The 15,852-nt window shown below is 46.1% G+C and carries 10 protein-coding genes and 2 tRNA genes; 8 read left to right on the forward strand and 4 right to left on the reverse strand.

Annotated elements, in window-relative coordinates; genetic code table 11:
• Positions 1 to 157: 157 nt before the first annotated feature.
• The 3 genes from JUB15_RS17720 to JUB15_RS17730 form a co-directional block, all read right to left on the reverse strand.
• Complete coding sequence (locus tag JUB15_RS17720; RefSeq protein ID WP_207513840.1) at positions 158 to 3,553, reverse strand: glycosyltransferase family 117 protein; 3,396 nt, start codon at positions 3,551 to 3,553, stop codon at positions 158 to 160.
• A 324-nt stretch (positions 3,554 to 3,877) separates the two neighbouring features.
• On the reverse strand, positions 3,878 to 4,228 hold the full coding sequence (locus JUB15_RS17725; RefSeq protein WP_207513841.1) for a YciI family protein: 351 nt from the start codon (positions 4,226 to 4,228) through the stop codon (positions 3,878 to 3,880).
• Between the two features lie 41 nt (positions 4,229 to 4,269).
• Positions 4,270 to 4,734, reverse strand: a complete 465-nt coding sequence (locus JUB15_RS17730; protein WP_207513842.1) for a carboxymuconolactone decarboxylase family protein — start codon at positions 4,732 to 4,734, stop codon at positions 4,270 to 4,272.
• Positions 4,735 to 5,015: 281 nt separating this feature from the next.
• On the opposite strand from JUB15_RS17730, the gene JUB15_RS17735 reads away from it, so the two are divergent.
• The 6 genes from JUB15_RS17735 to JUB15_RS17760 all read left to right on the forward strand — a co-directional run bounded on the left by JUB15_RS17735 (position 5,016) and on the right by JUB15_RS17760 (position 11,055).
• A tRNA-Lys gene (locus tag JUB15_RS17735) sits at positions 5,016 to 5,088 on the forward strand.
• 95 nt (positions 5,089 to 5,183) lie between these two features.
• Positions 5,184 to 5,256: transfer RNA gene (locus tag JUB15_RS17740), tRNA-Lys, on the forward strand.
• A gap of 242 nt (positions 5,257 to 5,498) precedes the next feature.
• Positions 5,499 to 6,305, forward strand: a complete 807-nt coding sequence (locus JUB15_RS17745; protein WP_207513843.1) for an SDR family oxidoreductase — start codon at positions 5,499 to 5,501, stop codon at positions 6,303 to 6,305.
• A 100-nt stretch (positions 6,306 to 6,405) separates the two neighbouring features.
• A complete protein-coding gene (locus JUB15_RS17750) occupies positions 6,406 to 7,221 on the forward strand; it encodes an SAM hydrolase/SAM-dependent halogenase family protein (protein WP_207513844.1) in 816 nt (271 codons plus the stop codon).
• Positions 7,222 to 7,326: 105 nt separating this feature from the next.
• Positions 7,327 to 10,302, forward strand: coding sequence for a sensor histidine kinase (locus JUB15_RS17755; protein WP_207513845.1), 2,976 nt, complete (start codon positions 7,327 to 7,329; stop codon positions 10,300 to 10,302).
• A 3-nt stretch (positions 10,303 to 10,305) separates the two neighbouring features.
• Entirely contained in the window at positions 10,306 to 11,055 is a 750-nt protein-coding gene (locus tag JUB15_RS17760) for a LytR/AlgR family response regulator transcription factor (RefSeq protein ID WP_207513846.1), read from the forward strand.
• A gap of 66 nt (positions 11,056 to 11,121) precedes the next feature.
• Here the strand turns inward: JUB15_RS17760 and JUB15_RS17765 are convergent, their stop codons facing one another.
• Positions 11,122 to 11,520 (reverse strand): SPW repeat domain-containing protein, encoded by a 399-nt coding sequence (locus JUB15_RS17765; RefSeq protein WP_207513847.1) that lies wholly within the window; start codon positions 11,518 to 11,520, stop codon positions 11,122 to 11,124.
• A gap of 442 nt (positions 11,521 to 11,962) precedes the next feature.
• Here JUB15_RS17765 and JUB15_RS17770 point away from each other — a divergent pair, with 442 nt between their 5' ends.
• On the forward strand, positions 11,963 to 13,729 hold the full coding sequence (locus tag JUB15_RS17770; protein WP_207513848.1) for an ABC transporter ATP-binding protein: 1,767 nt from the start codon (positions 11,963 to 11,965) through the stop codon (positions 13,727 to 13,729).
• A gap of 188 nt (positions 13,730 to 13,917) precedes the next feature.
• The gene (locus tag JUB15_RS17775) at positions 13,918 to 15,552 is read left to right on the forward strand and encodes an NADP-dependent glyceraldehyde-3-phosphate dehydrogenase (RefSeq protein WP_207513849.1); all 1,635 of its coding nucleotides are present in this window, start codon (positions 13,918 to 13,920) and stop codon (positions 15,550 to 15,552) included.
• Positions 15,553 to 15,852 lie beyond the last annotated feature (300 nt).

Here is a 15,852-nt window from a genome sequence, read left to right on the forward strand (position 1 = left end):
CTCTCTCAATTTAAGCATTAATATCCATTCCCTGATGTATGTAATTTTTCTTAACACTACAACAAAGCAGGCGGGCAATTGTTGGGTACCTCCCTAAAACCGGCGTGCCATTCCGGTGAATCGGAATGGCACGCCTGATATTCTGCTTATTATCTATTTACGGTCTTGTAGTATCAACCGCTTTTTGCGTATCAGCTGCCTGTGGCAGGGTAGCAGGCGCATTTTCAACAGGGCTTTGGCCCGTACCGCCGCCATATTGTTTTTCCCAGTCGGCCATTTGCATCAGCATCTGGTAAGAGGAAACAATGTCCTGTGCAAATACTTCCTGTTTTTGCGACAGTATTCCGCCTTTATTATTTAAATAACCGGCGGCATTCATTGCCAGGGACTCGTTATTCGAACTTTCATCGCCCAGTGAGCGATAATATTTCATTTGCTGCTCGAGGTCTGTTTTAACCGACCTGCTTACTTTTCTGGCCAGTTCAAGGTCGCCACTGCGGTACGCAGCATATAAGTATGTCATGGTAATCCGGTTATGGAAATTGCCGCGGTTCGAGGTCATGCCATAAGGCACATTGCTTTCAAGCACCTGGCTGTCGTATTTCCGTAATTCCTTGCGGGCCGAATCTTTCTTGCCAGCATCTACCAGCGCCATACCGAGGAATGCATGTGCCTGGCGAAGGCTGTTCACATGGCGACGGTTCTCTTCATCGAAGTAAACACCCGGTTTGTGCGCATTGCCGTATGCAAATTTTTCCATGATGTTTTTATATGACACATCGAGGTTTACATTGGTGCCTTCAACAGGTACCAGGCGATAGGAAAGTCCTTCCATGCGCACATATTTATCCAGTCCCAGGTCTTCCAGCTCCTGGGTAGAAGTGAAGTAAATAGGACGTTTCCATTTGTTCCCGGCTATAATGGCCAGTACTGCGAGGTCGTTCTTTTGCAGGTAGCTTCTCTTGATGTCCAGCTTCAGTTCACTAACCACGCTGTCGCCGGGATTGAGCGGGATATTCTTTTTCGCCCATTCCACATCAACGGGAACGCTCACTTTGTTAACCGGCAAAATGTTGCCCATATCTTCGTCGTTCAGCGGAACCGTGTATTTGGGATCTTCGCTGGCGGTTACATTCTTCAGCAGATCATACAGATCGTAATACTTATTCTGATCGAACCCGGCCAGGGGCGCATTGTAATTGGCACGGCTCAGGTAAGAACCGGTAAACACCACATTCCTTTTATCACCTTGTATTTGTTCCGGCGTAAAGATCACATCGGTAGGTGCGCTTTCGTTCACTTTATAACGAAGCTCGTTGATGTACCAGTCGGTGCCCAACAGGCTGTAGTTGATCACGCGCAGGTCCGGACGGATCTTTTCCACTTCCTGAGAATACCACAGCGGATAGGTGTCGTTATCACCGAATGAGATCAGGATACCGTCCCTGGCGCAGCTTTCCAGATAATCTTTGCCGATATCTCGGGCCAGGGTCTTTTTGCTGCGGTCATGATCATCCCATTCCTGCGATGCCATAAGCACCGGCACTGCCAATAAACACACGGCAAATGCTGCATAGTCGGGAATGGCGCCTTTTACGTACCGGCTCAGTTTTTCTCTTACCCATATTACACCCAGGCCGATCCATACGGCAAAGGCATAGAAAGAACCTACATAGGCGTAATCACGTTCACGGGGTTGCTGACCGCTCTGGTTCAGGTAGATCACGATCGCCAGACCGGTAAAGAAGAACAACAGGAAGTTAACAAGCCAGTCATATTTATTACGTACCAGGTGGAAGAAGAATCCAATGGTGCCTAATATGAATGGCAGGAAGAATAATTTGTTGTTGGCTTTGTTTTCAGCCCCGGCCGTTGCGGGCAGTTCTGCAGGCGTACTGTGGCCGAACATTTTGTCGATGAAATTGATGCCACTGTTCCAGTTACCATCGCGGCGGTTGCCAAAGCCCTGCAGGTCGTTTTGTTTACCGGCGAAATTCCACATGAAATAGCGCCAGTACATCCAACGGAACTGGTAGTTCAGGAAGTACTTGATGTTGTGAAAGAAGGTAGGCTGTTCGTCTGCACCCATGTCGCCAAACGTGCGGTAAACATATTCCTGGTTGCGCTCATTGCCATTGTCCCACATCCGCGGGAAAATATGCGGCCCTATCTTGTCCACATCCCAGTCGGGGTGTTGTTGCGCCAGGGCAGCTTTGTCTTCCTCAGAAGGATGAGCGCTGAAATCCTGCTTACGGGTTTTACCGGCAGGTACGTATTTATCTTCGCCTTTTACATACAGGTCGCCGGTAGTTACAAAGGGCGAACGGTATACGAAGTCGGGACCATACGCAACAGGCCAGTCGCCATATTGTTCACGGCTCAGGTAACCTACCAGGCTCACCGGGTTGTCAACATTGTACATGTCTACTGAAGGGTTGGCGGTTGACCGCACCAGCGTAGTGAAGTAGGTTGAATAACCGAGAATGAGGAAGATGGCAGACCAGAGGCCGATCTTTAAAAACGAATAGATATTGTTCTTTGAATAATAGCAAACGGCTACCAGCACGCCTAATCCTAATAATAACAAAATAAAAGTGCCGCCCGAATGAATAAAGGGGAAGCAGAATAATAATACAATGGCTGATAACCAAACAGGGAAAAGGGTAAATTTCTTGATCTGTGCCTCGGTGAACAGGAGTCCCAGGATCAGCAGCGCACTCAACAGGAAAAAGTAGGTACCAAATCCTACAAAGAAAGGCGTGCCGAGGTTGTTCACAAAGAAGATGTCGAACTGACCGGCGCCTTTGATAGACCATTGAATAATGGCCACCTGTACCAGCCCGGTGATCGCGCAGCCAATAAAGAAAGCGGCAACCATTCCCCAGCGGGTAACTTTATACCGTTTGAAATAATACACCATTACAATGGCGGGAATGGTCAACAGGTTCAGCAGGTGCACCCCGATCGACAGACCCATCATATAAAAAATGAAGATCAGCCAGCGGTCGGCACGCGAGAATCTATGACCATCGGTTTTGCTTTCGAGGTCCACTTCATGCTCCCATTTAAGGATAGCCCAGAAGACCACTGCAGTGAACAGGGACGATAAGGCGTAAACCTCCCCTTCGACAGCACTGTACCAGAAAGAATCCGAGAAAGTATAGGCCAGCGCGCCTACGGCACCTGCGCTCATGATGGTGAACAGCTGCTGCTGGCTGTAATCGGTACCATCTCTTTTTACCAGTTTACGGGCAAAATGGGTGATGGTCCAGAAAAGGAATAGTATGGTAAATCCACTGGCGATGGCATTCATGAAGTTTACGCCGAGTGCGGCATTGGCAGGATTGTCGCCAAATAGAATAATGAAAAAGCGGCCCAGCAAAATGAACAGGGGGGCGCCAGGGGGGTGAGGGATCTGGAGCTTATAGGCACTGGAGACAAATTCACCGCAGTCCCAAAAACTGCCGGTTGGTTCCATAGTGAGTACGTACACGCTACAAGCAATCAGGCATACCACCCAACCCACTATGTTGTTCACTCGGTTAAAATTCATAAAGAAGTGTTGGTTTAAAAGAATGGGCAAATATAAGTTCTAAGTTTTAAGATTTTCATTCAAAGTTTATGTTAAGTAATAGATTGTTTGATTACTGAATCGATTGATTGTTTGGCGGTTGAGTGAAACTGCCGGATGATTGCGGGCTGCAGGAAGAGCCTGCAGGAAGTAGTATCGCGTATAAAAAAGCGGCTGCCATTACTGGTAGCCGCTTTCCGGTTTTGATGACTACGTGAAAATATATTAACTCATCCGTAATCGTTTCATAATCATCTTAATAGAGCTATCGGCGCTGTGTTGATCCGCCTCAATGGCCGGCATACGCTATGTGAAATTTCCAGCGAACAGCGGCCTTACCTCCACGCTGCCGTTTTCTTCAATGGCCGGACAACCATGTGCCAGGGCAAGGGCCTCTTCGAGGTCGCTGGCGCTTACAACGATGAAACTGCCCAGCATTTCCTTAATATCAACGAAAGGGCCATCGGTAACAATACCGCCGGCTCTCAGCACTTTTCCTTTCGGTGCAAAGCGAAGACCGCTATTACTCAGCTTTCCCTGGTCTGCAATGCGCCCAAGCCATTGCTGCCATTTTACAGCAAGCTCTTTCATTTTTTCCGGGCTCACTTTGCTGTAGTCATAATCTTCCTGTCTGAACAATAACGCGAACTCATACATGCTTTTTGAATTTTGCGGATGTTAAAATTATGTTCAATTGCTTACAACCTGAACTTTCCCGGCTGATAGTTTCCGGCTTCAGTGCGAAAAGCAATATTAAGGCGATTGGCGCTATTGATGGTCGTTATTCCTAATGTCAGATCGATCAGTTCTTCTTCTGAGAATTGTTGACGTGCCTGCGCATATACTTCATCGGGTACATGGCCATCCTGTACATTAGTAACAGATTCTGCCCAGGCAAGGGCTGCCCGTTCGCGGTCGGTATAATAGGGAGCTTCCCGCCAGGCTGCCAGTCCATAGAGGCGCTGTTCGCTTTCGCCTTTCGCACGCAGGTCTTTTGAATGCATATCGAGGCAGAATGCGCAGCCATTGATTTGTGATACCCTGAAATAGATGAGGTCTAAGAGGCTGCTTTCCACCCGCGATTTTGCCAGATATACAGCTACGCCATACAGCGCTTTCAGTGCCTCGCTTCCTTTTTCCAAAGCATTGATCCTTTGTTTCATCATTTAAATTGTAAAGTGAATAATTGAATTACACTTTAATAATGAGCGAGGGTTGTTGTAATTGGACAGGCTGTAAATTTTTTTTGAAAGGTGCACACATATCAATGACAGAAAATAGTTTAGGATTTTTTTCTAAAAAATTTGGCCGCATTTGGATTTCCCCTATTTTTGCACTCCCAAAATAAACGCACCGGTACAAAAAACGGTCAAAGAAAAGAGAATGAAGGAGTTGGAATCTATTTTGGGTAAGATCTTAAAAGAATATAAGTTTTTATAAGGTTGATCTCGTAGCTCAGTTGGTAGAGCACAACACTTTTAATGTTGGGGTCCTGGGTTCGAGTCCCAGCGGGATCACAAAAGCACTAGAGGCTATCAAAATTGATAGCCTTTTTTTTATCTTAAATTAGCCGGGTGTTCAACTTTCAAATCACTGGTTTACTTGAAAAAGAGATCTCGTAGCTCAGTTGGTAGAGCACAACACTTTTAATGTTGGGGTCCTGGGTTCGAGTCCCAGCGGGATCACAAGGCAGGTAGAAATACCTGCCTTTTTCGTTTAATCCCTTCTGTAGTACTTCACAAAAAGGTAATAATGAATAACAGCTTGTTTACTAACGGGTTGAAAAGGTTATGGCTTATGTCGGAAAGAACAAGGTCTGTTCCTGAATAAAGCAGGGCCCTGCTAATTTTAATCTATAATCGTAATAACCAGAAAATTAAAAAATTAACAGCAACTCCGCTATTTTTGTGATTACAAATGTAACGCTATGTCATTTTTAAAAGATAAGGTTGTAGCTATTACGGGTGGAAGCGACGGTATAGGAAAGGCTTTGGTTGACGCTTGTATTGCCGCGGGAGCCAAAGTGGCTACCTGTGCACGCAATTACGATAAATTATATACCCTTCAACTGCAGCATGCCAACGTGATGCTGCACACGATCACCTGCGATGTAAGTAAAGAAGCCGACTGCCGGCGCTTTATTGAATCCACCATCAAAACGTTCGGTGGTATCGACATCCTTATCAACAATGCCGGCATCAGCATGCGCGCTTTGTTTAACGATGCCGATATTGAAGTGATCAAAAAAGTAATGGACATCAACTTTTTTGGTTCCGTGTACTGCACCAAATACGCGTTACCTTCCATTTTAGAACGTAAAGGAACCATTGTAGGCGTTTCTTCCATTGCCGGTTACCGCGGTCTGCCCGGCCGCGCTGCCTACTCGGCTTCCAAATTTGCCCTGCAGGGTTGGTTAGAAGCCATTCGTACCGAGTTATTACACTCCGGTGTGCATGTTATGTGGGTTTGCCCCGGCTTTACAGCTTCGAATATCCGAAATGTAGCGCTGAACGAACAGGGTAAGCCCCAGGGTGAATCGCCCCTCGATGAGGCCAGCCTCATGAGCGCCCAGGAATGTTCACGCGAGATCCTGAAAGCCATTGAAAACCGGAAGCGTACCCTGGTTCTTACCTTCAATGGTAAAAGAACCATCTTTATGAACAAACTCTTCCCATCACTGACCGACAAGCTCGTATATAAATTCTTTTTTAAAAATAATGAGCTTACCAAGTAGTGTCAAATGAGTTTATGGATGATCCCATCTCTCATTCGCCTGCCGGTGCGTTCAAACATTTTTTATTTCTCAACTGTAATTTTAATTCTTAAACGCTCGAATGCCTTTACTAACCCTCACTTCTGATTTTGGTATGCAAGACTACCTGGTGGGTGCAGTAAAAGGCAAGTTATTGCAGGTGAACCCTGGTTTTACCCTGGTGGATGTTTCCCATACCATTTCGCCGTTCAATTATCCGCAGGCGGCGTATGTCTGCCGTAATGCCATAAAGCAATTCCCTTCCCACACTTTTCACTTATTGCTGATCAACCTGTTTGAAAAAAAGCCGGAGCAGCTATTATTAGCCTGGCACCAGGAGCAGTATATCTTATGCGCCGATAATGGTTTGCTCACCATGATCCTCGAAGATAAACCTGAAATGATCATCGGCCTGCCGCTCGATCCCAGGGCCATCAAGAATACTCTCTATTGCACCCAGGTAATGGGCGAAGCCATTCAGCGGCTGCATGCCGGCGCCCGCTTACAGGATATAGGTTTGCCCGATGTTCCGTTTATTGAAAAAAATCATTTGCGCCCGCTGTTCGGCGAGAACTGGATGGAAGGACAGATCATCTTTATTGATCATTTTGAAAATATCGTAGTGAATATCACCCGCGAACAATTTGAGGAACATCGCAAAGGGCGAAAGTTCAAGATCGTTTTCAAACGCAACGAAGTGATCGATAAGATCGCCGAAACCTATGCCGATGTACCCGAAGGCGAAAAACTGGCCCTGTTCAATGCCGCCGGTTACCTTGAAATAGCCATTAATAAAGGCAATGCTGCCGGCCTTTTCGGCCTGCAGGGCTTTAGCGAGCAGGCACAACACCTGCAAAGCCGTTTATTCTACCAAACGGTGAAGATCATGTTCGGCTAATTCCCCGGAATTTACCACTCATTTGCATCAAGTGATCATGAGCGGCAGTAAGGATCGCTCTTTATAATTATTTTTGCTCCCTCATTAATATGCCTTAGCCTCTTCATGCGAAACCTCATTTTTACGCTGCTTTTTGTTATTTCAGTCCTTCCTGTTCACAGCCAGGAGCTCACGTACAAACAATTTACGGTAAAAGACGGCCTGCCTGGCTCCGTTGTTTACGATGCACTGCAGGATAAGAATGGGTTTATATGGTTTGCCACCAGTCAGGGTGTCAGCCGCTTCGATGGCAGAACTTTCAGGAATTTTACCAAAGAAGAGGGCCTGCCGGATAATGATATTATAAAACTGTACCTGGATAAGCATAATAATATCTGGTTCCTTTCATTCATGGGGATCCCTGCTGTTTATTACAATGGTGTCATAAAGCGGTTCGATGAATGCAAGGGGGTCATTGCCATAATGGAAGATGCCTTGTCTGCCGACATGGTATTTCTTGCTTCCACTTTTGAAGCGCATAAAACGTATGCCGGTTATTATATGTCGCCTAACATTTCCGGTAAATGGAAGTTCACGGCAAATATGAAAGAAAATGAGGATCGTATAATCAACAACTGGCCGGCGTTAAGGACTGCCTCACCTGCAGGCATTAATTTTTATTTCTCTTTCCTCGATCAACACTATTTTTCACTACAGGTAAAAACAGCTGCCACCAACAAACTGTTTCGGATAAAACGGGATTACACTGCCAATATGAGCCCCTTCGGAAAAAGTTCATTTTCCACCCTGACCAGCGATAAAAAAGGGATCGTTTTCATTTTAAGCGATACTGTTTTTTATGCCGATGCATATAAGATGGTGCCTGTTAGTTCACTGAAGGCTTTACAGGTGAACCACGCCCTCGATATCAGTTCCTTTTTTTGTGAAAACGATACCACCTTATGGATCAGCACCCGAAGCCGCGGCCTGTTACGTATCACCAACTTTCTAAGCCGGCATCGCCGGGTACAGCAATATTTCAACACTACTTTTTGTACGGCAGTACTGAAAGACAATGAAAAAGGGTATTGGATCACCACCCAGGGCGAGGGGGTTTATTATTTACCGAATCTTGACTTCTACCACTTTTCAGATCCTTCCCATAAAACAAATCAGCATGTGCTGAGTGTGGGTAAAGGTCACCCTTCCAAAGTTGTCGCCGGATTTGCCAGTGGTGATCTTTTGGAAATTGATCATGCTGATCTGAGTACCAGGGCCATTACCAATTGGAGCAGGCAGAATAACAACAACAGGGTATTGCAGGTATGGCCATTAGAACAACCATTTACTTTTTTAGTAGGCGCTGACAACGGGTTATACAAAGTTGCTCCCAAAAAGATAAACAGGCTGAACAGTTCATCTGCAAAAGCAATATACCTGGCGCCTGATTCCGGATTGTTTATGGGATCCAGCATGGGCCTGTTTGCGCTTACCCCCGCCGGTGGAATAACGCGTTTAATGTTCGGCGACCGGGTAACCTGTTTAACCGGACTGAAGAACCATCTTTACTGGGGCACATTGAATGGCCTGTATCAATACACGCAGGGTAAAGTGAGTAAGGTAGGGCAGCAATACCCGGAGTTAAGGGGCATTATCAATCACCTCGATGTTGCCCCTGATTCGTCATTATGGATATCCACCCAGCAGGGGATCGTGATCATGAAAGCTTCCGCCGTCACCAGTATCAAAAAGGGAAATGGCTTGTCTGGTAATATGTGCAAGCAGGTATCATTCGACGGCAATATTGCCTGGGTAGCTACTGATAAAGGGATCAGCAGGATCAATTATGACCGGGTGCCAGGCGGTTTGCAATACAACGTAAGTAATATTACCGAGGAAGACGGGTTGACAACTAACGACGTTAACCAAACAGTAGTGGCCGGTGATTATGTATGGGCTGCTACAGCCAAAGGGATCTCTTATTTTTCCAAAAATTATATCAGCCGTTCGGGTATGCCCCCGCTGATCAACATAAACTACATCAGCACAGGCAAAAAAAGCGTGCCGGTAACAGACACGATACGGGTACATCATTCCATAGGAAAATTGCTGATCGAACTGGCGGGGATCTCTTATGGCAGCGGTAAGAGCATGAATTATGAATACCGGTTAAAGGGTACCGACAGTGCCTGGAACAATACTCCGAACAACATCATTGAATTTCCTATGCTGCCTTACGGAACCTTTGTTTTTGAAGCGCGTGCGGTGGACCGGTGGGGTGTTCGCAGCGAGCGCCCGGCACGTGTTGTAGTGTTGCATCCGCCGCCGTTCACCAAGACCACCTGGTTCCTGGCACTGACATATATAATATTAGCGGCTGTACTGGGGGCAGCTTTCTTTTTCTATTATCGCCGTCGGCAACAAAAACGGGAGCAGGAATACAACCTGAAAAGAAAAGTGCATGAACTGGAGATGATGGCGCTGCGGGCCCAAATGAATCCGCATTTCATTTTTAACTGTTTGACTTCAATTCAATACCATATTTTACGGGCCGATATGCGCAACGCGAATGCCTATTTACATAAATTTTCAACACTTATCAGGCAAACGCTCCAATACAGCACCCATTCAACCATCTCTTTACGCGAAGAGATAAAATTGCTGTCGCTGTACCTGGAGCTGGAAAAAATGCGGTTAGGCGAAAGAATCGACTACCGGCTAACCATATCGGAGGATTTAAAGCAGGACGATCTTTCCATGCCCACCATGATCGTACAACCCTTTTTGGAGAACGCCATTATTCATGGTATTGCCCCGTTGGAAAATCGTACCGGCATTTTATCGGTTGAAATAAAGCGGTCAGGTAAGTACGTTGAATTCATTATTGAAGATAATGGCCCTGGCATTTATGCGTCCAGGCACAAACAGCCTGTTAACAACGATCATACATCAATGGGTACAAGCATAACCAGTCGCCGGATCGATGCCATCAATGCCATTCAAAAGCACCCCATCATTTGCCGCATCACCGATAAACAACAGGACGGTTTGACAGGCAGCGGCACCATAATACATTTATCCTTTCCATTAATACATTTGTAAGATATGCAGATCAACACCGTTATTATTGAAGATGAAGCGCATTGCCTGTATGTATTAAATGATTTTATTGCCAAACTGGCGCCAGACCTCACGGTCACGGGCACCGCCAGTCATGTAGGGAATGCCGTGCAGTTGATTGAGGACAGGAAGCCGGACCTCGTTTTCATGGATGTACGTTTAGGCGACGGCACGGGGTTCGACGTATTGCGAAAACTCACCAACCGTCAGTTTGAACTGGTATTTATTACTGCCTATGATAATTATGCCATGGATGCTTTTAAATTTTCAGCAGTTGATTACCTCTTAAAGCCCCTCGGCATGAATGAGTTTGAAGAAACCATGGAACGCGTGCGTACGCGTATGCAGGAAAGAAAATGGCAGCAAACGGTAGATGTGCTCCTCCATAACCTGGCGCAGAAAAATAGGCAGCTGAAAAAAATAAATATCGCTACATTAAACGGTTTTGATTTTGTTGAGTTGAACAATATTATCTGGTGTAAATCGGATAATACCTATACCACTTTTTTCCTGGCCGATGGTACAAAGATCCTGTCGTCCCGCAACCTGGGCCATTATGAAGAGATGCTGATCCAAAACCATTTCTGCCGCATTCATCACAGCGTGATCGTAAACCTGCAACTTATAAAAACTTATGTAAAGGGAAAAGGCGGCTCTGTGATCATGGTTGATGGCACCGAGCTCGAAGTGTCACAACGCCGGAAAAATGATTTTCTGAGTAAGTTGATGATGTAACAAATAGTGAAAAAAAGCCGTCCGGGCCCAGGCCCGGACGGCTTCACAAATTTCCTCCGACGTGTTTTAATGTGCTGTTGTATGACGCTGATGCGGGTGATACTGGTGTCTTTTTTCGACACTCGGTACCAGTTTTGTCATTAAAGCAGCACCGATTTCAAGGATACCAAATATCAGGTGCGGCTGCCAAACGTAATCAGCAAAGCCAAACAGCCAGGGTGAAATGGCCAGTAAAGCACCGCCGATCAGGTCAAGCATCAGGTGCGTCCTCATGGAAAGTACCGGGCTTAGTCCCAGTTCATAGTCAGTCATGAAACTGTACAGGATCACACCAGCTCCCAATACTACCGGTACCCAGGTTTCGGCGCCTTCTCTGGCAAAACCAAATATCCACGGTGCTGCTATCAGCAGCATACCCATGATATAATCTAAATATCCATGGGTCTTCGTTGCTATCCATCTCATATTTCAAACAATTTGGTTAAATACAAATGGTGCATAATTTATGCCCTGCAAAAGCTTAATGGGTATCAGAGAATTATAGCGGTGCTGTAGAGTGGAATACACATTTAGCACTTATACCCTTGTTGAAATACCAGCACCGACGGGCCATTACCCGCACCGGACAAGCCCCGGCTGTTTTGCTGACACTTGTTAGGTCCACGGCCGGTTACAGCCAGTTTTTTGGCTGGTACGATTAGTTTCCTGTTCCCTGAATGGAAATTTTTCCGGACCTTTGTTCTCTATTGTAAACCACAAAAAATGAAAGTTTCCTTTCTGATGACCTACCATCACTAAGTTGTAGCAGGATCTTTACGCTGTATTCCTTATGCAGCACGCTCCGATCCATTACTTCCGGCAACCACCAGGAAGAAACCCTATTTAATTACTTTTCATTTGTAGCTAAATGCCCAATCCATATATCTCGTTATTGAAAACAGCATGGCATTATGCACGCCATGAACGAAAGAAATACGTACTTATCTATACATTATTCCTTGTTGCCAATGTGATGTACTCGCTGAACCCCATTCTGTTCGGCTGGTTCATTGGAAAGATCCAACAGGATACCCGGCAGGTCTTTTATTATGCCCTGCTGTACGCCATTGCTTATTTTGGAATGAAGTTCGTGGAATGGTGCTTCCATGGGCCGGCGCGGATCATGGAGCGTCAGCTGGCCTTCAACCTCAGCCGCAACTTCCTGATGGAACGTTACCACCAGGCGCTGCACCTGCCGGTTAAATGGCACCAGGACCACCACAGCGGTTCCACCATCAACCGCATCCGGAAAGCGTATGAAGCATTGAGAGAATTTTTCGATAAAGGTTTCATGTACGTTCATGCCCTGGCCAAAATGGTGTTCTCGGTGGCAGCGATGTTGTATTTCTCGCCGCTGTTTGGCAGCATTGGCATCCTGCTCGGTATGCTCACCATAGCAGTGATCATGAAATTCGACAAACCTTTCATTAAAACGCTCGACGAAGTGAACGAACGCGAGCACGTCGTTTCATCCACTTTGTTCGACAGCCTCTCGAATATCATGACGGTGATAACGCTACGCCTCGAAAAAAGCATGGAAAGCGGCCTGCTGCACAAAGTGCAGTCGATCGTTCGGCCATTCAGAAAAAATGCGGTGATCAATGAATGGAAATGGTTTGTGGCCGATATGATGGTCTCCCTCATTTATGTGGTGATCGCTGCGGGCTTTGTATACCAGAACTGGCGGTCTGGCGAGGTGTTCCCCATTGCGGGACTGGTAACCCTGCTGGGCTTTGTGAACCAGTTCACCACCGTATTCCACGATGTGGCCTGGCAATACACGGAGATCGTACGGTACAACACCCATGTTGAAACAGCCCGCAAAATAGAAAAGGCCTACCAGGAGCAACATCGGCCCGACGAACCGAGTGACCTGCCCGAAGACTGGGAGACCATCGAGATCAGGAACCTGAGCTTCACCCATCGCCATCAATACGACAGTGATCATGCACCGCAGAGCCTGCATAATTTGAACCTCACCATCGGCCGCGGAAAAAGGATTGCCCTGATCGGTGAAAGCGGCAGCGGCAAAAGTACCCTGTTGTCGTTATTGAGAGGGTTGTATAACCCCGAAGCTGGCATGCAGTTGACGGTAGATGGCAAACCCTTTCCGCTGGCTACCATCAATGAAACCGTTACCCTGTTCCCGCAGGAGCCGGAGATCTTTGAAAATACCATTGCTTATAACATCACGCTGGGACTGCCTTTTACCGATCCCGAAATTATGAAGGTGAGTGAAAGCGCTCATTTCACCGATGTGATTAACCAACTGCCCAAAGGGCTGGAATCGGATATCCGGGAAAAAGGCGTGAACCTGTCGGGTGGACAAAAACAACGGCTGGCGCTGGCCCGTGGTATCCTGGCAGCGCGGGAAAGTGAAGTAGTGTTACTTGATGAACCCACCAGCAGCGTTGATCCCAGGACAGAAGCAATGATCTACCAGAAAATGTTTGCTGCGTTCAAAGATAAAGCGCTGATCTCCTCTATGCACCGCCTGCACCTGTTGCACCAGTTCGATTACATTTATGTGCTGAAGCAGGGCAGGGTGGTAGCGGAAGGAAGTTTTACCTACCTGCGTGAGAACAGCCCCGTCTTCCAGGAACTATGGAAACACCAGCAGGAAACAGTTAAGTAAAATACTCTAGCAGATAAAAGATGAGCCAGAACCGGCTCATCTTTTTTATTTACAATTATTATCGTTTCATCAAATATCTTCCTGTTTATTAAACTACATTTGAAAAGATCCTGTTATATCCTAACTTCATTCGCCTTATCCTGCACTAAATTTGAAAAATTTTAATAAGAGACGAAAATCAATCAACCATGCAGCAACAGAACACCAGCAACCGTTCCTTACCGCCCATTTTTAAAGACGAAAGCAGTATACCAGCAGAATACCAGGTTACGGAGATCCATCAGCGCGAGTATTTATTGAATGGAGAACTGGTTCCCTGGAATGGTCCTGTTACCAATATCTATTCCCCGGTATGTGTACCCACGCCAACCGGCTTGAAGAAAAAGCTCCTGGGCAGCATTCCGAATACCACGCCGAAAGAATCACTGGAAGCGCTTGAGGCAGCTGTAGCGGCTTACAATAACGGCCTTGGGGAATGGCCTACTATGTCGGTAGAAGGACGCATCCAATGCATGCAGAAGTTTGTGTACCTGATGATCCAGCAAAGAAGCCTGGTAATAAAACTGCTGATGTGGGAAATTGGAAAAACACTGGCAGATGCCACCAAGGAATTCGACCGTACGGTTGAATACATAAATGACACTATTGACGCGCTTAAAGAACATGACAGGGAATCATCCCGTTTTCAACAGGCCGAGGGTACTATTGCCCAGGTAAGAAGAGCGCCCTTAGGTGTGGTGTTGAGTATGGGCCCCTTCAACTATCCGTTGAATGAAATATTCACTACCCTTATTCCGGCCCTCATCATGGGTAATACCATACTTTTTAAATTGCCCAAACACGGCGTTCTGGCGCACTATCCTTTGCTGAACGCCTTTAAAGAAGCATTTCCAAAGGGAACAGTAAATACCTTATACGGCAGGGGATCAGAGATCATTTCACCGATCATGGAAAGCGGTAAAGTGAATGTACTGGCTTTCATTGGCTCCAGCAAAGTGGCTAACGGACTTAAGAAGTTACACCCGAAAGTGAACCGCTTACGCGCCATCCTGAGCCTGGACGCGAAAAATGCGGCTATTGTTACCAAAAACGCCAATCTCGATGTTGCAGTAAATGAATGTATACTGGGCGCCCTGTCTTTTAACGGACAACGTTGCACGGCCCTGAAGCTGATCTTCGTGCAAAAAGAAGTGGCTGCCGCATTTACAGAAAAATTGTCGGCAGCTGTTGGTGCGCTGAAACCCGGCTTGCCCTGGGAGAACGGCGTAAGGATAACACCGCTGCCCGAAGATAACAAACCTGCTTATCTGAAAGATTGTATAGACGATGCAATTGCCAAAGGCGCCAAAGTAATGAATGAAAATGGTGGCCTGCAGGAAGCATCTTTTGTATTTCCGGCGGTAGTATACCCGGTTAACGATAAAATGAAACTGTATCATGAAGAACAGTTCGGCCCTATCGTTCCCGTGGTGCCTTTTGAGTCTATTGAAGAGCCGATCAATTACCAGGTAAATGCCTCACATGGCATGCAGGTAAGTATTTTCAGTGAAGAACCAACCGAAGTAGCAAAACTCATCGACTCTTTTGTAAACCTGGTAAGCCGCGTTAATATTAACTGCCAGGCACAACGCGGACCGGATATTTTCCCTTTCACCGGAAGAAAGGACAGTGCAGAAGGCACGTTATCCGTATTCGACGCGCTTCGCTCATTCTCCATCCGTTCACTGGTGGCAGCTAAAATAACAGAATCCAATAAGAACCTGCTCAATACCATCGTCAGGGATCATGAGAGTAATTTTTTGAGTACCAACTATATTTTCTAGCAAGAAGTTGCAACATTGTAAAAGGCTATCAGTAACTGGTAGCCTTTTTTAAGCACCAAATCTCAAGAGCAAAGCACCAAATCTCAAATCTCAAGAACCAAATAAGCACCAAATCTCAGATCTCAAGAACCAAATAAGCTCCAAATCTCAAATCTCAAGAATCAAATAAGCACCAAAATTTAAATGTCAGGCACCAATAATAAAATTCTAGTCCCAGTATTGAGATTTATTTGGTTCTTGAAATTTGTGCTTTGGGTTTTATTATTTGGATCTTGGAATTTGTGATTTGAGTTTTATCCT

Origin of the sequence: Longitalea luteola, from assembly GCF_017356035.1 — a bacterium.
In the GTDB taxonomy this organism is placed as follows: Bacteria; Bacteroidota; Bacteroidia; order Chitinophagales; family Chitinophagaceae; genus Niastella; species Niastella luteola.

Bases quoted from the DNA above. Each gene is read 5' to 3' on its own strand.
- JUB15_RS17720 (WP_207513840.1), bottom strand. From the start codon at position 3,553: ATGAATTTTAACCGAGTGAACAACATAGTGGGTTGGGTGGTATGCCTG.
- JUB15_RS17725 (WP_207513841.1), bottom strand. From the start codon at position 4,228: ATGTATGAGTTCGCGTTATTGTTCAGACAGGAAGATTATGACTACAGC.
- JUB15_RS17730 (WP_207513842.1), bottom strand. From the start codon at position 4,734: ATGAAACAAAGGATCAATGCTTTGGAAAAAGGAAGCGAGGCACTGAAA.
- JUB15_RS17745 (WP_207513843.1), top strand. From the start codon at position 5,499: ATGTCATTTTTAAAAGATAAGGTTGTAGCTATTACGGGTGGAAGCGAC.
- JUB15_RS17750 (WP_207513844.1), top strand. From the start codon at position 6,406: ATGCCTTTACTAACCCTCACTTCTGATTTTGGTATGCAAGACTACCTG.
- JUB15_RS17755 (WP_207513845.1), top strand. From the start codon at position 7,327: ATGCGAAACCTCATTTTTACGCTGCTTTTTGTTATTTCAGTCCTTCCT.
- JUB15_RS17760 (WP_207513846.1), top strand. From the start codon at position 10,306: ATGCAGATCAACACCGTTATTATTGAAGATGAAGCGCATTGCCTGTAT.
- JUB15_RS17765 (WP_207513847.1), bottom strand. From the start codon at position 11,520: ATGAGATGGATAGCAACGAAGACCCATGGATATTTAGATTATATCATG.
- JUB15_RS17770 (WP_207513848.1), top strand. From the start codon at position 11,963: ATGCCCAATCCATATATCTCGTTATTGAAAACAGCATGGCATTATGCA.
- JUB15_RS17775 (WP_207513849.1), top strand. From the start codon at position 13,918: ATGCAGCAACAGAACACCAGCAACCGTTCCTTACCGCCCATTTTTAAA.